The following is a 19335-nucleotide window of genomic DNA, read 5'->3' as shown; positions in this document are numbered from 1 at the left end:
ACAAAAAGAGGTATGTTTTAATGGATAAATTTGCAAAGACGATACTTCAATCCGGTCAAACCACCATTTCTAATTATCTATTAAAGAATTATCCTAAATTAGGAATGACTAGTGATCAGCTGGTGATTTATCTTCAAATTAAAAGGAACATCGATATAGGTAATTATTTCCCTGATATTAATGACATTACTAACTCAACCGGTTTTTCAACTGCGAAGGCTTATCAGGTCTTGCATGAACTAGTAGAGAAAAAGTTAATGCGAATTAAAACACTATCAAATTCAAAGGGTCAATCTTTTGATGTCTATGACTTCTCTTTAATGTATGAGAAATTATCTGAGTTGGATTCAGACACACCTGAAAAAGATATCGAAGATAATGCTTTTGAAGGTACCATTGGTTCTAATGAAATCACAGAATCTGAACGTAAGAAGGTATTTAATTCAATTGAATCGGAATTCGGTCGTCCTTTATCTCCAATTGAAATTGAAACCATTAATCAATGGATTAATGATGATCAATATGACCCTCAAATGATTAAATTAGCCCTTAGAGAATCTGTGCTAAATCAAGTATACAGTTTGAAGTATATGGACAGAATTTTGGTTAACTGGGAAAAAGCCAATATAAAGACGCCTGCTGACGTTGAACGTAATCGTCGACAACATGAACAAAAGTTTAGTAAGAACGCTAAATTTAGTGATAAGGGGACACAAAATAAGCCTGATATTCCTTTATTCAAAATTGATAAATAAGTTCAAAATAAAAAAGCACCTAGAAAATTCTAGGTGCTTTTTTATAGCTATAAATTAATGTTTGTTGTTGTTATTGCCGTTATTGTTTTGCTTATTGTTATTGGCATTGTTTGAATTATTACCATCATTGTTTTGGTTCTGGTTGTTTTGTTGATTCTTGTTTGAATCATTGTTGTTACCATTTGAACCAGAACTCTTCTTAGCTTCGTTCTTATCCTTTTGAGAATCCTTATCGTCATCATCGTCAGATGATTTGTTTGACTTAGTATCCTTGGTTTGCTTCTTAGTACTATCAAGTACTGATGAAAGTGATCCACCTGAGTAACCAGTTGTCCTATCACCTTGGATAGATGAGTAACCATCCTTGTAGTACTCAGTTTGGCCACCAGACTTAACAGCAGTTACATTACTTGGTTTTACCCAATCGTTGTTAGTTTGGTTTTGAGAGATATATTGCATTTCATACTTGTAAATTCTTTGTGCAATATCTGTTTGTTCAGCCGTTAGATAATTTCCAGTTTCATACGGGTGATCATATCCGGTCCAAACAGATAGGGCATAGTTTTGTGTGTATCCGGTAAACCAGGAATCCATTGCTGCATATGAAGGTAGGTAACCCTTATAAGTGTTATCAGGGTATTGAGTAGTACCAGTCTTACCAGCTTGGTATAAACCAGGAATGTAAGCTGCAGTACCAGAACCGTTTGATTGGTTCATAACACCTTTTAGCATTGATGTCATCATAAATGCAGTAGCAGGGCTCATTACTTGTGAACCTTCAGAACTGAAGTCGTGTGATTCACCATCAGGTGTTACAACCTTACTGATTAAATATGGTTTGTGGTAAACACCATTATTAGCAAATGCTGAGTAGGCTGCGGCTTCTTGTTCTGTTGAGATGTATAAACCAATACCATTTTGTAGTGATAATGGGTCGCTAAATGACATTCCTAATGAATTTAAGAAGTCTGTTGCTTTACTTACACCAACGTTTTCAAGAGTTCTGATAGCTGGGATATTTCTTGATTCAACCAATGCCTTATGCATTGAAATTGTTCCTTCGTATCTACCATCAAAGTCCTTTAGTGTTGTGCTTGTTCCAGCATAAGTGTAAGGAGTATCGTGAACTAATTGATAAGTAGGGTAGTTTAGATATTCAATTGCAGGGCCGTAATCCATTAGTGGCTTAGCAGTAGAACCACTTGATCTATCAGTTTGAACGGCTCTATTTAAACCTAATTGGATATCAGTCTTTCTATTACCAATCATGGCATTTACAGCACCAGTCTTAGGATCAACTAATGTGGCACCAACTTGCATGGTGTTGTTAGGGAATCCAACGGAGGCATCATTGTTTGCTAAATTGTAAAGCTTCTTTTGTGCTGATAAATCTAAGTTAGTGTAAACCTTCAAACCGGATTGAGTGTTGTAACCCTTGGCCTTAAGTTCTTGAATAACTTGTTTTAGATATGCATCAACATATTTTTCTTTAACAGAATCCAATGAATTATCCTTGTGACTCTTAACTAAACCAGTCTTGATACTTGTCTTCTTAGCTTCTTCAGCTTGTTTCTTGGTGATTGCACCGTAAGAAGCCATCGCATTCAATACTTCGTTTCTTCTATCTTTTGCATATTGAGGATATACATATGGGTTGTAGTAACTTGGTGATTGTGGCATACCAGCTAATAAAGCAGTTTGACCAATTGAAAGTTTACTTAATGATTTACCGTAGTAATATTCTGAAGCTGTTTGCATACCGTATACATTGTTACCCATGTATACCTTATTAATGTAGAATTCTAGAATTTGTTGTTTTGAATATGTGCGTTCAATCTTTAGTGCTAACCAAGCTTCTTGAGCCTTTCGTTTGAAGGTTCTATCAGAAGCGGCAGTTGAGAATACTGACAACTTAACTAATTGTTGAGTTAGAGTAGAACCACCTTGAAGGTTTAAAGAACCAGAAGTTACATTGGATAATGAAGCTCCTAGGATTCTGATTGGGTCAACACCATGATGCTTGTAGAAACGACGATCTTCGATAGAAACAATCGCATTCTTTAATTGGCTAGGAATCTTATCAGATTTAATATAATCTCGATCTTGGACACCTAAACGTGAAATAACATGACCAGACTTATCATAAATCTTGGTTGAGTTATCACTAGATAAGGATTGATAACTAATTTCAGGTGCGCTTGAAGCATAAATTGCAAAAACGATGCTTCCAAGTACGATTAGCAATGAAATAAATCCTAAACCACCTACAATGACTTTTTTAATCCATGTAGCGTGCTTAGATGATTTATGTTGCTTTTGGTTTCTTTGGACACGACTGCCCAAATTAGGATTATTTTGAGACATTATTATTCTCCTTTACGGTCTATATTAATTCATCCACGGCATCCAAATAAGGTATCGTGGGATTTAATGAATAATTAATTTTATAACCAAGTTCCTCAATTATATCCTTTTTTATGGATTTTTTTCCACCATTATTTTGTTTATCCCAGAAATAAAAGAGGTCAGATGCTTTGAATAAATAAACTTCATCTAGTACTACAAACTTGATAATTGCGAAACAAATTCCACCATTATTAACGCATTTTCGCATGTGTTCTACTTGATGTTCATGGAAGTTTGATAGGGGAAACGAAGTCTTATTTTTCGTTTCCTTTGCATCAAAGTCTATGTATCTTCCCTTATATACACCATTATAATCGGTAGTAGATGCTTTACGGAAATATGCTTCTTTGATTGTAGCAGCACTTCTTTTGGGGTAATCAACTTTAACGATTTGAATAGGGGTTGGTTTTTTGTGTATTACGGCAATATCTTTACTTAAATAATACTCATTGCTTCGATTTAATTCTTCTTCAAGAGTCATTCCACGACCACCATATAATGTTGGTTTTACGTATTTACTCTTGGGGGACGAATGTTTTTTATCCAAGCCGGTATTATAAGCTTTACCATTTGGATAACGTATAGCCATGTGTACCACCTTTCAAAAATAATAAATTATTACTGTAAGTTTATTAATGATATTATACCATTAGTATTGAAAAGTTAATAATAAGGTAGGAGGTGTTAATATCTCAAGACTTTGGGTGACTGGATACAGAAGTTATGAACTAGGTGTATTTGGTGATAAGGATCCAAAAGAACTAGTAATTAAAAACGTAATCGAAAATAACTTGAAACAATCAATCGAAGATGGGGTTGATTGGATAATAACTGGTGGTCAGATGGGTGTTGAGCAGTGGACTGTTGAAGTTGCTGATCAGATAAAAGAGGAATATCCAGATGAATTTCAAATTTCTATGATGCTACCATTTAAGGAGTTTGGTAATCAATGGAACGAGCAAAATCAAATAAAATTATCACAAAGCATTAATAAAGTGGACTTCTCTGCTAGCGTTTCTAATGATCCATATAAATCGCCAATGCAATTAAGAGCATACCAAGATTTTATGCTTAACCACACCGATCGAGCTCTACTAATCTATGATGTTGACAATCCTGGTAAAACACAATATGATTATGAGCAGATTAAAAGATTTTCAGAATTACATGACTATGATTATCATTTAATTGATTTTGAAGAGTTACAAGAAGCCGCGAACGAATACCAAAATAATTTAAATAATTTTGATGAATAAATTGAAAATGTTTAAGTTTTTGGTATAATAGTACTTGTTCGTGATTATTTATGATATGAGGTGTGAATAATGAACAATATACAATTTACCCCTAAGGACATCTTGGAAAAGAGTTTTTCTCAAAAGATGAGAGGGTACGATCCAAATGAAGTTGATACTTTCTTGGACGGTATAATTAAAGACTACCAAGCATTCGATAACCGAATCAATAGTCTAGAAAATGAAAACAATCAATTAAGAATGGAAGTACAAAGATTGAAGCAATCTGCTGGTACTGTTACACCAGGACCAAGCGTTTCTCCATCTGGTTATTTCAATGATTCAAATTCAGCACCATCAAATCATGACAATTTAGGCGGATCACGCATTGAAAATGAACTTTTAAAGCGTGTATCTAACCTAGAACAACGTGTATTTGGTTCTACTGAAGGACCAAGTAGCATCGACAGATATTAATCGTTAATAACTGGTGTATGTTCTGAGTAATCGCGGTCAACTTATGTTGGCTGAGGAAAGTCCACTCTCGCACAAGCTGCGATGCTTGTAGTGTTCGTGCTCGGTGAAAAAATAAGCCGGGGGACTACAATTTGTAGTAATGGCGAAGAAACGAGCTAAGGTTCTGCTATGCTCTAGTACTTCTGAAAGTGCCACAGTGACGATACAGGATCGGAAACGATACTGGTGGAACGCGGTAAACCCCGCGAGCGGGAAACCCAAACTTTGGTAGGGGAGCTTCACACACGGAAATTGAACCAAGTGTGGGGGAGAAATTTATTTCTCAGATAGATGATTACTACTTTATATTTAAAGGCCTGACTTAAATATAAAGCACAAAACATGGCTTACAGGAATGTACACCATTCAGGAAAAGGGTGGAAGTTTTCTTCCTCCCTTTTTTTATTGAAAATAAATAATTCATAAAAAGGATGAATTAAATGAAAACTTTTAAATTAATGGCCACATGTGCCGCCGGAATTGAAGCTTTAGTTGGTAGAGAACTTCGTGACTTAGGTTATGAAGCACAAGTTGAAAACGGAAGAGTTAGATTTGAAGGAACAATTGAAGATATCATCAATACTAACCTTTGGTTAAGAACTGCCGACCGTGTTGAAATCATCGTAGGTGAATTTGAAGCCAAAACATTCGAAGACTTGTTCCAAAATGTTAAAGCACTTCCTTGGGACGAATTGTTACCAATGGATGCCCAATTTCCGATGAATGGTCGTTCACACAACTCTGCTTTACACAGTGTTCCGGACGTTCAAGCAATCGCTAAAAAAGCTGTAGTTAACAAGTTAAATGAAACATACCATCGTCGTACAAGACTTCCAGAAACTGGTCAACTTTACAAGCTAGAAACTAGAATTAACAAAGATCATGTTATGGTAACTTTAGACACAACGGGTGAAAGTTTATTTAAACGTGGATATCGTGTTGCAAAAGGTCCTGCACCAATCAAGGAAAACATGGCTGCTGCCTTAATTATGCTTACTAGTTGGTACCCAGACATGCCTTTCTTAGATCCAATGTGTGGTTCAGGAACTATTCCAATCGAAGCTGCAATGATTGCTAGAAATATTGCACCTGGATTCAACCGTGAATTCTCATGCGAGAAGTGGGATTGGGTTGATGAAAAAATTGTCGAAGACGTTAGAAATAAAGCTGATGAAAAAGCAGACTACGATAAAGAATTAGACATCATGGCATCTGATGTTGATGGAAACATGATTGATATTGCTAAAGTTAACGCTCAAGAAGTGGGATTACTACATGACATCAAGTTTAAACAATTATCTGTGCTAGACTTTAAGACTGATAAAATCAATGGTGTAGTTGTATCTAACCCACCATATGGTGAACGTCTAAGCTACAAAAAAGAAGTTCGTAAGTTATATAAAGGTTTAGGCCGAGTATTTAAGCCAATGACTAGTTGGTCTAAGTACTTCCTAACTTCTGATTTAGAATTTGATAAGTTCTACGGACAAGCCCCAACTAAGACTCGTAAACTATATAACGGTTACTTGAGAACCGATTATTTCCAGTTCTGGGGTAAAAAGATTAGAAAATAAAGGGTGTATATATTGACCAAGAAAATAGCAATTATCGGTGGTGGAATCGTTGGATCAACAGCTGCTTACTTCCTAAGCCAACTAGATTCTGGTAATGATTTCGATGTAACCATGTTTGATGATGGTAATGGTCAGGCAACTAAAGCTGCTGCCGGAATTATTTCTCCATGGTTATCAAAAAGAAGAAACAAGAAATGGTATAACTTAGCTCGTGACGGAGCAACATTGTTAAAACAAATTTCAAAGCAATCTGAGATGCCTGAAAGCATTTATAATCAATGTGGAACCATCATTACTAGAGATGATGCCACAAAGCTAAAGGAACTTTATCAATTAGCTGAAGAACGCAAAGAAGAAACCGATACTATCGGAGAAATCAAAGAACTGACCGTTGATGAGGTAATGAGATTCGTTCCAATTATCGATAGCTCATATCCTGGTGTATTCGTTTCGGGTGGTGCTAGATTAAATGGTGATAAATACTCTAGTCACTTAACTAAAATAGCAAAACGCAAAAATTTGACGGTAATTAATCAAACAATATCTATCAATAAAGAAGGTAATATTGAATTTGATGGTCAAGAAATGCAATTTGATGACATTATCCTAGCGACTGGTGCCTGGACAAAGGATATTTTAAAAGAACTTCCTTTGGATGTTGATGTTAGACCACAAAAGGGACAATTAATCGAATTATCTACCACTCAAATTCTTGGTGCTAACGTGGATATGCCGGTTGTAATGCCTGAGGGAGAATCTGATTTCATCCCATTAGGCAATGGACGTTTAATTGTGGGAGCTAGTCATGAAGATGATAAGGGTTTTGATTTGTCAGCTGATGCAGATGTTATCGATGATCTTTTAAACAGTGCTCACAGCATGTCTAGTCAGATAAATGCGGAAAACCTAATTAGAGTTAAGATTGGAACCAGAGCATACACATCCGATTTTGCTCCATTCTTTGGTCGCATCCCCGGATATGAAAAAATCCTAGTCGGAAGTGGACTAGGATCATCTGGTTTAACAACCGGACCTTTAGTAGGTAAAATTTTAGCAGAAATGATTGCTGATAAAGTCGATTATGATATTGATGAATATCGCAAACCAATTGAAAATTATATTAAATTAGTAAAATAAGTGAAGGGCCTGTGTCGCAAGATTATGGGCACCTTCATTTTTTGTATCTGGAATCCAATTATTGATTACCATGCTGTATTTAGCTTGTTCTTCGATAATTTGATCAACATATTCTTGATAGTGTTTTGCGTATTGTTTTTCTAAGCTCTCACGAACAATTTTACTATCCGTATAATAAACAATAATTGAGTCTTTATTAGTTAATGACGAAATGGCCTTAAAACCGAGTAAACATGCTTCAAACTCCGCTTCATGATTGTTTTTTGAAGTTAATTTAAGTTTTTGTTGGTATTGTTCACTATCATGCACAATTAAAATTCCACAAGAACTGTCACCAGAATTGTGCATAGTAGCCGCATCAGTGTATAATTTAAACATAATCTAATTCTCCAAAGGAAGGTTTTACTTAATGATAACCCAAAAACGAACATTTTTATACCAGCCAGAGCCTTTATATACCGTAATTACTTGGGCATGGACTTTTGCACTTCTATTTATTGGTATTATTTTCTGGCTTGAAGTAACAGTGATTCAATGGATTACAATCTTTTTCTTTTTAGTATTCTTCTTATTTACTATTTTTCAAATTCTTTTTAGAAGAATTACTATCGAAGATGATAAAATAACAGTAAGTAAGCTAATGAATCCAAAATGGTTGGAAGCAGATATTAAAGATATTGATAACGTTAGTTTCACTAAGCGTACAGCTGATATTGAAATTAACAACAAGCACTATCGCATGCTATTACCTGTCAATTCAATAATTGAGCTAAGCAACTTGCTTAAAAAATAAATTACATAAATCTAGGAGATGTTCTTACCATGAAAACAGATATTGAAATTTCACAATCAGCTGCTTTAAAAAACATTAGCGAAATTGCTTCAAGTTTAAATATAAGTGATGATCAAATGGATCCTTATGGTAAATACAAAGCAAAAATCAACTTACCATTCGCTGGTTCAAAAAACGGTAAACTGATTTTAGTTACATCTATTAATCCAACTGCTGCTGGAGAAGGAAAGACCACTCTAACAATTGGTTTGGGTGATGCATTCCACAGAATTAATAAATCAGTAGCTATTGCTTTAAGAGAACCATCACTTGGACCTGTTATGGGAATTAAAGGTGGAGCTACTGGTGGTGGATATGCTCAAGTAGCACCAATGGAAGATATTAACCTATTCTTCACTGGTGATTTTCCAGCTATTACAGAAGCACATGATACATTATCAGCATTAATTGATAACCACATTCATCATGGTAACAAATTAAACATTGATCCTAGAACAATCACATGGAAGAGAGTCGTTGACATCAACGACCGAGAATTAAGAAACGTCATCGTCGGATTGGGAGGACGCACATCAGGCGTACCTCGTGAAGACGGTTTTGATATTACTGTCGCAAGTGAAATCATGGCAGTATTGTGTTTAAGTGAAGACCTAAACGACTTAAAAGAAAAATTGGGTAAAATCCTAATTGGCTACAACTATGACAGACAACCAATTACTGTAAGTGACTTAGGAGTTACTGGTGCATTGGCTTTACTATTAAAGGATGCAATTAAACCAAACCTAGTGCAAACCCTAGAACACACTCCCGCATTCATTCATGGTGGACCTTTCGCTAACATTGCTCACGGATGTAACAGTATTTTAGCCACTAAGGCAGCAATTCAACACGCTGATTACGCAATCACCGAAGCTGGTTTTGGTGCGGATTTAGGTGGAGAAAAGTTCCTAGATATCACATCTGACAAGTTAGGCAAACGCCCAGATGCAATCGTAATCGTGGCTACAGTTAGGGCATTGAAACTTAACGGTGGGGTCAACAAGAATGATTTAAATCAAGAAAATGTTGATGCATTATTAAAGGGTGCTAAAAACTTAGGTAGACATATTGCTAACATGAAGCAATACAATAAGCCGGTTGTCGTTGCTGTAAACGAATTTACTAGTGATACTGAAAAAGAAATTGACGCACTAAACGATTACATCAAAGAGCAAGGTGTAAAGCCTTTCAACACAACTGTTTGGGAAAATGGTGGAGCAGGTGCAATTGATTTAGCAGAAGAATTAGTAGACGCTTGCGACAATGACCAAGAATTCAAGCCACTATACAGTAACGATGATGAATTTATGGATAAATTAAATGCCATCGTTACAAAAATCTATGGTGGAAATGGTGTTATTTTAAGTAATAAAGCTAAGACACAATTAAAGAAACTAGTTAAAAATGGTTGGGACAAATTACCAATCTGTGTTGCCAAGACTCAATACTCATTTACTGACAATGCAAAAGAACTTGGTGCACCAACTGACTTTTCAATTAACGTTTCTGACATCCAACCTAAATTAGGTGCTGGTTTCATTGTTGTCTTAACTGGTAAGATTCTAACAATGCCTGGTTTACCATCACATCCTGCAGCTTTAGACATGGATATTGATAATGATGGTAAGATTACAGGACTATTCTAAAGGAGTTTTTCAATGCCAATTGTATATATATTAATTAGCCTTTGTGCTCTTGTTGGAATTGATCAAGTAATAAAGATTTGGATTTCTGCGAACATTTCAGAAACAACTAGTACAACAATCATCCCTGGAGTATTATCAATTACTAATTTGCATAACAGTGGTGCTGCATGGAGCATCTTAGAAGGACAACAATGGTTGTTCTCTATCATTACGCTTGTAGCAGTCGTAGCGATTGTCTATTTTATGATAAAATTAAAGGGTAGAAAGCTTTATTTAACAAGTACAACAATCTTATTAGCTGGAATTTTAGGAAACTTCATTAACCGTTTCTTACAAGGATATGTAGTTGATATGTTCCAAGTTGATTTTATTAATTTCCCAGTGTTTAATTTTGCAGATATCTGCATTACATTAGGAATCATCTTGTTATTTTTTGCAATTTTAAGAGATGGTGATTTAGATTAAAGATACAGTAACTTACACAGTCACAAAAGGTAATGTTCGTCTTGATAAGTCATTAACTGAAAACGTTGATGACTTGAGTCGTTCTAGAGCCAAGAGTTTGATTGAAGATGGATTAGTCCTAGTAGATGGGCAAAAGAAAAAGGCAAAATATGATGTTAAAGATGGTGAAGTAATTCAGGTATCCATTCCTGAACCAGAGACCATGAATGTCGAACCTGAAAACATCGATTTAGACATTGTGTACGAGGATGATGACGTAATTGTCGTAAATAAACCACAAGGAATGGTCGTCCATCCATCTCCAGGACATCCTGATCATACATTAGTGAATGCATTACTTTATCATTCTCCACTTTCAACAATTAATGGTACCTATCGACCAGGAATCGTACACAGAATTGATAAGGATACATCCGGTTTATTGATGGTTGCTAAAAACAATTACGCTCACGAATCTTTATCTAAACAATTAAAAGATAAGTCAAACATTCGTGAATATATTGCTTTGGTACACGGAAATATTAAGGAAAATAGCGGTGTTATTAATGCACCAATTGGTAGGTCTAAAAAAGATCGTAAAAAACAGGCGATTGTAGATGATGGTAAAAATGCCGTTACTCATTTCAAGGTGTTAGAACGATTTGGCGGTGAATATACACTTGTATCATGTGTATTAGAAACCGGTCGTACTCATCAAATTAGAGTGCATATGAAGTACATTGGACATCCACTTGCTGGAGATCCTCTATATGGACCAAAGAATACATTAAAGGGTAATGGCCAATTCTTACATGCTGAGAAATTAGGATTTGTTCATCCAAAGACGAATGAAGAGATGATTTTTGAAACACCATTACCAGAAATTTTTGAACAAACAATTACTAAATTAAGAAATAAGTACAATCAAAAATAGGAGGATTTATCATGAGCAAAGTCGTTGTTGATAAAATGGCCATGCAAAGAGCGTTAACTCGTATTACTTACGAAATTATTGAAAAGAACAAAGGGGTAAATAACTTAGTATTAGTCGGTATTAAGACTCGTGGTATTTACCTTGCTAAACGTATTGCTAACCGTTTACAAAAACTTGAAAATAAAGAAGTTCCAGTAGTTGGAATCGACGTTACAAAATATCGTGATGACATTAAACATACAGACAATGAACCTGCCGTTCTTTCTGACGAAGCTGTTTCATTGAAAGACAAGAACATTATCTTAGTTGATGATGTCCTATTTACAGGTAGAACCATTAACGCTGCCTTATCAGCAATCGCTGAATTAGGTCGTCCCAAGAACATCAGATTAGCGGTTTTAGTTGACCGTGGACATCGTGAATTACCTATTAGAGCCGACTTTGTTGGTAAGAACATTCCAACATCAAAACAAGAAATCATCAACGTTCAAGTTGACGAAATCGATGATCAAGATTCTGTTGAAATTGATGAAAAGTAACTCTTAAATAAAATATTTAAGGAGATTGTTGTTATGACCACTAGATATTTAATATTAGAAGATGGAACTTCATATAAAGGTAAGGCCTTCGGGGCTAAAGCAACCACAACTGGAGAAATTATTGTAAATTCTAATATGTTAGGCTATCAAGAAGTTATAACAAATCAAATTTACCATAATCAAATCATTGTGTTTACACAACCATCTATTGGTAATACAGGGATTAATCATAAAAGTTTTGAAGCCATCGTGACGAATTCTAAAGGAGTAGTCGTTAAGGAATACTCCAACATTTCTACCAATAGATTAGGAAACTTAAACTTAGATCTATTTTTAAAGCAACACAACATCCCCGGTATTGCAGGCATTGATACCAGAGAATTAACTCGTCGATTAAATCGCAAGCAAACCATGAAAGCAAGTATCGTCGATGTTGATGATGAACATGCTTTTGATCAACTTCATGCGACTGTGCTTACTAATCAACAGGTAAATCAAGTTTCAACTAAAGCTCCATTTCCAAACACTGGTGATGGATATAATATCGTTCTAATCGATTTCGGCCTTAAGTATGGTATTTTACGTAAGCTAGCTGACCTTGATTGCAATGTTATTGTGATGCCATTTGATACAAGTAGTCAGGAAATCTTTGATTTAGATCCGGATGGAGTTGTTCTATCAACCGGACCTGGTTCTCCAAGGGATTTACCCGATTCCGTGCTACAAATGATTAGAGAAGTACAAAAAGAAATTCCTATGTTTGCGATGGGACTAGGTCACGAATTGTTTGCCTTGGCTAATGACGCTAACGTTTACAAATTAGATGGTGAACACCATGGTAGTAATCATCCCATCAGACAAATTATTACCAACCAAATCATCTATGCATCACAAAGCGAAGGATATGCTGTTGATCCTAAATCAATCATCCATGATCAACTATTGATTACATATGTTGATTTGGTTAATGGAACTGTTCAGGGTATCAGACACCGTGATTATCCTGCTTTTTCCGTTCAATTCTCACCTGATGGTGGACCTGGTCCACAGGATAGTGCTGACTTGTTCGAAGAATTTCTAGAAAACGTTAGCTCACAAAGGAGATAACTAATGATAGATAATAAAATCAAGAAGGTATTAATTTTAGGTGGTGGACCTTCTAAAATTGGAAGTGAAACTGAGCTTGATGCCGCTGCATTTCAAATGATGACAGCTCTAAAGAAAAATGGCGTTCAAGTTTTAGTGATTGATAATAATCCTTTTTCACTTACTCTTTCGGAAGTCCAACCGGCTAATGTCTTTATTAAAGAAATTAATTTAAAAAATGTTCTTGATGTAATTAAGAAAGAGTCTCCTGACGCAATTCTTCCAATTGCAGGGGGATTAAGAGCAATCCACGTTACACAGGAACTATTAAACCAAGGAATTCTAGCAGATTTAGGAGTTCGTGTTTTAGGAATCTCTAAAGAGTCTTTAAAGGTTATCAATAATCCTGACAAGATGAAGATTGCTATTAACAGCATTGATGAACCAGCCGTTCCTTCTAAAATCGTTAGAAGTGAATCTGAAGCCTTTGAAGTTGTTAGAGAAATTGGTTTCCCAGTTAACATTAAAAAAGTTAATCGTAGGGAAAGCACTGAAAGAATCATCTGTAATAATGCAGAAGAACTTTCAGACATGTTAGAAGACGAATTTGAGGACGATAGCGTATGTATCATTGAAAAGAGCATCGTTGGATACAAGCAAATTGAAACAGTTGCCGTTAGAGATCAAACTAACACTAAAATTTTAATTAGTGGCTTGGAGAATATCGATGCTGTCGGTGTCCATTCCGGAGATTCAATCGTAATTTCACCAGTTCAAACACTTAATGATATTGAATATCAAAGTTTGAGAACTGCCACATTTAAAATGATGGATTTACTAAACATTGTTGGTCTATGTCATATCCAATTCGCTTTAGATCCTGATGACGGTAGTAACTACTACATTACTAAAATTAACCCAATGATTAACAGTAGTTCCGCACTAGCTGCTAGATCCACTGGATACCCATTGGTTTACGTATGTACCAATCTTTTACTTGGTAATTCTTTACCCGAAATTCAATTACATGCTAACTATCATCGTTTAACACCAATTATGGAACCTACACTGGATCACGTTGTAATAAAGATGCCGGTTTGGCCATTTGATAATGTTCCAGAAGCTAACCAACATCTAAATACAACTATGAAATCCGTTGGTTCAACTATTGGTGTTGGGAGAACCGTTGAAGAAGCAATGCTAAAGGCTTTGCGTAGTTCACAGTTCTCACCACGCGATGTCTTGCCAAGTATGTATGAAATCAGTAGTGATGAATTAATTAGTCAATTGATTCATCCTAAGTCTGACCGTTTACTAGTACTAATTGAAGCGCTAAGACGTGGCTATCAAGTTGATGAATTAGAAGAATTAACAAAAATTAATCAATTCTATTTCTACAAATTAAAGGAACTACTGGACGTCGAAGAATTAATTATCAAGGAACCAATGAAATTAAGCACCATTGAGGTTGCTCATGATCATGGTTTCGGTGATGGAATGATGGCTGAAACTTGGCATCAACCAATTGAAAAGGTGCGTGAGTTATATCATGCCGCAGGAGAATATCCAACCTATAAAGCAATTGAACCATCAGCTGGTGAATTTGATCAAAACATTCGTTCATTTTACAGTAGTTATGAAATTGAAAATGAATCTACTCAAGAATCAGAAAAGACAGCGTTAGTTATTGGTCGTGGTGGTAATAAACTAGGTCCTAATACAGGTGCTGATTATTACACTGCTGAAATGTTAATTCAGTTACACAGAATTGGTTACAAGACGATTGTTATGAATAATAATCCTAATGCATTATCACTTAGTCCACAAATTAGTGATAAGCAATACATCGAACCAATTCAGCTAGGTGCCATTTTAAATATCATTGAATTAGAAAAACCAGTTAGAGTATTCATTCCAGGAAACAGACATTTCTTATTAAAACAATTAAAGAAATATACTGATTTGAACGTTCAAGTATTGCCACCTGATCAAGAAACAGGGGTTGTCTTACCTAAGGACGTTACTTATGCATTAAACTTCTTTGTTACCCAAGATGAAAGTTACTTTATCTCAACAGAAAAGCTAATTAGTAATAATAAGAGTGATTTAGACTATGTAACGGCATACGAAACTCCTTATGTTCTAGACGACGAAGCATTACAAAGAGATATTAATGAATCTAAAGAACATATTCAAAGCTCTAATTGGATTGGATTAGTTCAAATCTTGTTCAATCAAAACAAAAAGGGTGAATCTGAATATGTCGGTATCAGACCATTACGTTTGACTGAAACTATTTTCCTAAGCAGAGCAACTGGAATTAATTGGGTGAGGGCACTTGTTCGTTTCTACACCAAGAGATTGGATATTAATGAACTAATGAAGAATATGCCTGATATGTCTAATAGAGTTACTCATATGCAAGCAACATTCCCATTCAAACAATTAAATGTCAAAGTTGATCATGCTAATAGTTCCCAAGAAGTAGGGGCTAAAATCAAATTTAGATTAGTTGATGACAAATAAAAAAGCATTCCATCTGGAATGCTTTTTTATTTAATCTTATTTATTAATTTACAGGTGTTAAGGTCATTTCAATACTTTCTTTCTTATCTGTAGCAATTCCCTTAATTTTATTATTCTCAATTTTTAAATTTTTTAAATCCATATTGAATGCACCAGGTGCATCAATATCTAAATTGTCATTATCTTTAAATGTGTATTTAGCAGGATCACTAGTAGAAATGTTATCTTTAGAATCGCCACCGTATAGTTTATTGTCTGCACCAAATTGAATATACAATGGGTCATTAGGTGCACTATTAGCAGTAAGTTTCCATACCTTATCTGTTCCACCATCTTCAATCATTTTTTGTGGTGTTTTACTAAAACTAATAGGTGAACCATTGTTGTTATTGTTAGCGAATCCAACTACCACAAGTGCTACAACGACAACGATAATTGTCCAAAATGCTTTAGGGCTTTTGGCTTTAAAATTCTTGATAAAATTCATAAGAAACTCCTTAAAATTAAAATTATTCACTTATTAGTATATCATAGATTAAATGTATTTATACATAAAGTACAAAAAAGAAAGCATCTGCGTATGCTTTCTTCTTAATAATATTTTTCTAGTCTTCTTGTGTTAATGTAACGTCCATACCTTTATGATCACCATTGTATGAATAGTCCATTGATCCTTTAATTTCGTTGTTTTCAACTTTTAAATCTTTAAGATCAATAACGTAACCGTCATCTGCGCTAAATCCAGTAATCTTTACTTCATTATTGCTCAAATATTTGTAGTTATCATTACTTATGCTTGATACGTCATCCTTATCTTCTCCTGCATAAGCCTTGTTATTGTCACCAAATTTTAGATATTCGGCATGTCCAGCAAAAGACATTTTCCAAACTTTGTCAGTTCCGGCGTCTTGAATCATCTTTTGTGGTGTTTTACTGAAACTAAAAGGTGTACCGTTATTGTTATTGTTAACGAAACCAACTACAACAAGTCCGACAACAACAACTATAATTGCCCAAAAAGCCTTAGGATTCTTGGCTTTAAAATTTTTAATAGAATTCATAAAAAATCTCCCTAAAAAATAAAATTAATCTTATTTTAGTATAGCATAAGTTAAAGTAATGAATAGTATAAATTTATACATACGGTATAAACAGAAATGTGTAAATATCTTCTTTTTATTTAGGATAAGTATAACAAATTACTAAAAACTTTATATTTTCTTAATAATTCTTAATTCTATGTTATAATTTTATTAGTTTCATATGAAATATATTTTTAATTCAAGGGGGATATTTAATGTCAGCAATTAGCGCTTTTAAGCAGGCTCATCGCAATATTTTTTGGGTAATCGTTGCGGTAGTTTCTGTTACAGTAATTATTGGTGTTAAAAATGTTATTTTTACAGGTAGTCTTACTGGTCCAACTCCAGTTTCAGTTATTAACCAATCTACACAAGACAAAAGAGTATGGAAAGCCACACTAAATGATCAAACTGAATACTTTTATTTCTTGAGTAAAGACAAGGTGATTTACACTACTGAAAAAGGGGATAACGATCCTATTAGTGATATTTATGCCTATCGTGATTCATCTAAATATAGTGATAATATCGCCGAATATAGTTTAAGTAATGATAGACTTGTAATGCATTTAACTGATGAAGATGGTAATGACTTCAGTGCTACATTCTCAGATTTAAAACTTGATGACAATAACAACATTCAAGCAAATCTAAGTGTAAGCGAGCAAGGCCAAACCAAATCAGGTTATGCAATAACATTAAAGGAAACAACTAGAAAAGTAACTGACTAAACTAAAATGGGAAGGTTATCATGAATAAAATTAAACAGTTTAAACAAGATCGTCCCAAAGTTTTTTGGGCAGCAATTGTAGTAATTGCAATTATCGTTATTTTGGGCATTAAAAACACTATGTCTAGTGGTAATCCATTTAGTTCTGGTCCAAGTGCTGAAAGCGTAATTAAAAAGGATGCTTCAAAGAATACAGTTTGGAAAGTATCAGATTCTGCCGATGATGATTTTGATGTTACTTATGTCGTATTTAAGACAGATGGTACATACTACGCATCCAACGATCCAGAAGAATTCAGTACTGATGATACTGAGGACTACAAGGCAGATGGCAATACTGTAACAATGGAACAACATTCAGAAGACGACAAGAAATTTACTGATTTACAAGTGGATGGAAACAACATTTCTGGTAAAGATAACGGAAAGGGAAAAGTTACCTTCAAACAAGTTGGTAAACTTTCTTCTGATAACGATTAAAGAAAAAGCATTCCAATTCCAATGGAATGCTTTTTTATTTCTCTTAGTGAAATAGGGGGAATATACAAAAAAGAAGGGGATATCTATCCCCTTCTTTTTATTTAATAAATCCATTTTTTGTAATTGTAATATTCTTTTTAAATGAAGTACTTCCTGAATTAGTTTCACTAACAGCAACAAATTTACTATCGTTGACCTTCTTCAAGTTATAGATTTTAATGTTAACTTGTTCTTCATCGTATTTAATATTAAAAGTAATTTCGCCACCGTTATTTTTAAATGTTCCAATGTCATCACTGTAATTGTTTGGATTCTTATAGATTCCATTTAGATCAGATTTATCTTCAGCAATTAAAACTTGATTATTTTTATTAAAGTAAAGATATGTAACGTCAGAATCTTGATTTACCATTTTCCAAATTACTTTTTTATGTTCATCAGCTTTCACAAGTAATCCAGCATTGTTATTTGTAAATTGATAGAATTTTCCGTTATCAATGGTATTTCTAATTCCTAGAGCAATTAATATAACTATTATCCCAATAATTAAATATGCAGATCTTTTTAACTTTAAAACATTCATTTTGCTTCTCCTTAATTTTAAGTATGAATGCATTCTATCACATGAAACTTAAAAACCAACTTTATAAGTCTTAGCAAAAAATATCCTATGTATTTAGGACGTCTCACATTGCACGCAAATGTATAACTATACATATAAACGTTTAAACGTGCAGCAGAGAGCGTCCTATTTTTTACTATTTATTGTATTTAATTACATCTACATCTAATCCAAGGATTTTATTGGCTTTCTTGTATAAATCAACACCAGCATCCTTATTTGAAGTAAGTAGGTGGAATTCGTCATCAGAATCCTTGCTTGCCAAATCAGTATCAATCATACCGTTATTGGTATAGAAACGATATCTAGCATTTCTTTGTTTAGGATTATCAGAATCAATCAAGATCGACTCGGATTCAAGAATAAAACCATCCATAAATCTTGATTTCAAGGCATTTATGGTTAATTTTCCTAAACCGTTACCACGCATATTAGAATCAATAGCAAGATATAATATGAATGCTTGCTCGTCAAAATCAACAAGATAAATGATACCAACATTTTTAGAGTCTAACTGAATTAGCAGCATTTTAACGGATTTGTTAGAATCAGCAATATTAGTTAAATCATTAACGTTAATTTGCTGATTAGCTGGAAAAGAACTTGAATATAGATCTGACCAATAATTTAAATCATCATTACTAGAAAGATCACTAAAGGTAATCATATAAAAAACCTCCAAATAATTTATACAAATCATATCATAAACATATTACGAGAATATATAAATAAAATTAAGTTTAATAATAAATGCAAAAATGAAAATCATTGTTACTTCTTCTTTTATAGTC

The 19335-nt window shown here is 34.2% G+C and carries 21 protein-coding genes and 1 other RNA gene; 15 read left to right on the top strand and 7 right to left on the bottom strand.

Annotated elements, in window-relative coordinates; all coding sequences use genetic code 11:
- Window positions 1–20 precede the first annotated feature (20 nt).
- The gene (locus K5Q07_RS03165) at window positions 21–755 is read left to right on the top strand and encodes a DnaD domain-containing protein (RefSeq protein ID WP_220729555.1); all 735 of its coding nucleotides are present in this window, start codon (window positions 21–23) and stop codon (window positions 753–755) included.
- 54 nt (window positions 756–809) lie between these two features.
- Here the strand turns inward: K5Q07_RS03165 and K5Q07_RS03160 are convergent, their stop codons facing one another.
- Together K5Q07_RS03160 and recU are read right to left on the bottom strand one after the other, a co-directional pair.
- Window positions 810–3119: a PBP1A family penicillin-binding protein gene (locus tag K5Q07_RS03160; protein WP_220729553.1), complete on the bottom strand. Its 2310-nt coding sequence runs from the start codon at window positions 3117–3119 to the stop codon at window positions 810–812.
- A 19-nt stretch (window positions 3120–3138) separates the two neighbouring features.
- Window positions 3139–3750 carry a Holliday junction resolvase RecU gene (recU, locus tag K5Q07_RS03155; protein ID WP_220729551.1) on the bottom strand — a complete coding sequence of 204 codons (612 nt, stop codon included), beginning with the start codon at window positions 3748–3750 and terminating at the stop codon, window positions 3139–3141.
- A gap of 100 nt (window positions 3751–3850) precedes the next feature.
- Between recU and K5Q07_RS03150 the strand changes: the two genes are divergently transcribed.
- From K5Q07_RS03150 to K5Q07_RS03130, 5 genes are all read left to right on the top strand, one after another.
- Window positions 3851–4417 carry an SLOG family protein gene (locus K5Q07_RS03150; RefSeq protein ID WP_220729882.1) on the top strand — a complete coding sequence of 189 codons (567 nt, stop codon included), beginning with the start codon at window positions 3851–3853 and terminating at the stop codon, window positions 4415–4417.
- A 69-nt stretch (window positions 4418–4486) separates the two neighbouring features.
- Window positions 4487–4873: a cell division regulator GpsB gene (gpsB, locus tag K5Q07_RS03145; protein WP_054606535.1), complete on the top strand. Its 387-nt coding sequence runs from the start codon at window positions 4487–4489 to the stop codon at window positions 4871–4873.
- An 18-nt stretch (window positions 4874–4891) separates the two neighbouring features.
- Window positions 4892–5267, top strand: an RNA gene (gene rnpB, locus K5Q07_RS03140) — RNase P RNA component class B.
- A gap of 85 nt (window positions 5268–5352) precedes the next feature.
- Window positions 5353–6486 carry a THUMP domain-containing class I SAM-dependent RNA methyltransferase gene (locus K5Q07_RS03135; protein ID WP_220729549.1) on the top strand — a complete coding sequence of 378 codons (1134 nt, stop codon included), beginning with the start codon at window positions 5353–5355 and terminating at the stop codon, window positions 6484–6486.
- Between the two features lie 12 nt (window positions 6487–6498).
- Window positions 6499–7623: an NAD(P)/FAD-dependent oxidoreductase gene (locus tag K5Q07_RS03130; RefSeq protein ID WP_220729547.1), complete on the top strand. Its 1125-nt coding sequence runs from the start codon at window positions 6499–6501 to the stop codon at window positions 7621–7623.
- Here the strand turns inward: K5Q07_RS03130 and K5Q07_RS03125 are convergent.
- Complete coding sequence (locus K5Q07_RS03125) at window positions 7612–8001, bottom strand: ribonuclease HI family protein (RefSeq protein WP_220729546.1); 390 nt, start codon at window positions 7999–8001, stop codon at window positions 7612–7614. The genes K5Q07_RS03130 and K5Q07_RS03125 overlap by 12 nt on opposite strands.
- Before the next feature lie 31 nt (window positions 8002–8032).
- Here K5Q07_RS03125 and K5Q07_RS03120 point away from each other — a divergent pair, with 31 nt between their 5' ends.
- Genes K5Q07_RS03120 through K5Q07_RS03090 form a run of 7 tightly spaced genes read left to right on the top strand, consistent with a single transcriptional unit; the run spans window position 8033 to window position 15630 of the window.
- Window positions 8033–8416 carry an EbsA family protein gene (locus K5Q07_RS03120; RefSeq protein ID WP_054606531.1) on the top strand — a complete coding sequence of 128 codons (384 nt, stop codon included), beginning with the start codon at window positions 8033–8035 and terminating at the stop codon, window positions 8414–8416.
- 29 nt (window positions 8417–8445) lie between these two features.
- Window positions 8446–10101: a formate--tetrahydrofolate ligase gene (locus K5Q07_RS03115; protein WP_220729545.1), complete on the top strand. Its 1656-nt coding sequence runs from the start codon at window positions 8446–8448 to the stop codon at window positions 10099–10101.
- 12 nt (window positions 10102–10113) lie between these two features.
- On the top strand, window positions 10114–10566 hold the full coding sequence (gene lspA, locus K5Q07_RS03110; RefSeq protein WP_373310028.1) for a signal peptidase II: 453 nt from the start codon (window positions 10114–10116) through the stop codon (window positions 10564–10566).
- Window positions 10562–11479, top strand: coding sequence for an RluA family pseudouridine synthase (locus K5Q07_RS03105; RefSeq protein WP_220729879.1), 918 nt, complete (start codon window positions 10562–10564; stop codon window positions 11477–11479). Before lspA ends, K5Q07_RS03105 begins: the two co-directional genes overlap by 5 nt.
- Before the next feature lie 11 nt (window positions 11480–11490).
- Window positions 11491–12018, top strand: a complete 528-nt coding sequence (pyrR, locus tag K5Q07_RS03100) for a bifunctional pyr operon transcriptional regulator/uracil phosphoribosyltransferase PyrR (RefSeq protein WP_054606527.1) — start codon at window positions 11491–11493, stop codon at window positions 12016–12018.
- Between the two features lie 33 nt (window positions 12019–12051).
- Window positions 12052–13125: a carbamoyl phosphate synthase small subunit gene (locus K5Q07_RS03095; RefSeq protein WP_054606526.1), complete on the top strand. Its 1074-nt coding sequence runs from the start codon at window positions 12052–12054 to the stop codon at window positions 13123–13125.
- 3 nt (window positions 13126–13128) lie between these two features.
- Window positions 13129–15630 (top strand): carbamoyl phosphate synthase preATP-grasp domain-containing protein, encoded by a 2502-nt coding sequence (locus K5Q07_RS03090; protein WP_251067626.1) that lies wholly within the window; start codon window positions 13129–13131, stop codon window positions 15628–15630.
- A gap of 43 nt (window positions 15631–15673) precedes the next feature.
- Here the strand turns inward: K5Q07_RS03090 and K5Q07_RS03085 are convergent, their stop codons facing one another.
- A complete protein-coding gene (locus K5Q07_RS03085) occupies window positions 15674–16117 on the bottom strand; it encodes a hypothetical protein (RefSeq protein ID WP_220729544.1) in 444 nt (147 codons plus the stop codon).
- 118 nt (window positions 16118–16235) lie between these two features.
- On the bottom strand, window positions 16236–16691 hold the full coding sequence (locus K5Q07_RS03080) for a hypothetical protein (RefSeq protein ID WP_220729542.1): 456 nt from the start codon (window positions 16689–16691) through the stop codon (window positions 16236–16238).
- A gap of 236 nt (window positions 16692–16927) precedes the next feature.
- Here K5Q07_RS03080 and K5Q07_RS03075 point away from each other — a divergent pair, with 236 nt between their 5' ends.
- The gene (locus K5Q07_RS03075; protein ID WP_220729540.1) at window positions 16928–17443 is read left to right on the top strand and encodes a hypothetical protein; all 516 of its coding nucleotides are present in this window, start codon (window positions 16928–16930) and stop codon (window positions 17441–17443) included.
- A gap of 20 nt (window positions 17444–17463) precedes the next feature.
- On the top strand, window positions 17464–17922 hold the full coding sequence (locus K5Q07_RS03070) for a hypothetical protein (protein WP_220729538.1): 459 nt from the start codon (window positions 17464–17466) through the stop codon (window positions 17920–17922).
- 97 nt (window positions 17923–18019) lie between these two features.
- Here K5Q07_RS03070 and K5Q07_RS03065 read toward each other — a convergent pair whose 3' ends face one another.
- A complete protein-coding gene (locus K5Q07_RS03065) occupies window positions 18020–18505 on the bottom strand; it encodes a hypothetical protein (RefSeq protein ID WP_220729536.1) in 486 nt (161 codons plus the stop codon).
- 175 nt (window positions 18506–18680) lie between these two features.
- Window positions 18681–19211, bottom strand: coding sequence for a GNAT family N-acetyltransferase (locus tag K5Q07_RS03060; RefSeq protein WP_220729534.1), 531 nt, complete (start codon window positions 19209–19211; stop codon window positions 18681–18683).
- Between the last annotated feature and the right edge of the window lie 124 nt (window positions 19212–19335).

Source organism: Apilactobacillus zhangqiuensis, from assembly GCF_019656215.1.
Classification (GTDB): Bacteria; Bacillota; Bacilli; order Lactobacillales; family Lactobacillaceae; genus Apilactobacillus; species Apilactobacillus zhangqiuensis.
Note: the sequence above shows the minus strand (reverse complement) of the source record. Positions and strands in the feature narration are given on the sequence as shown.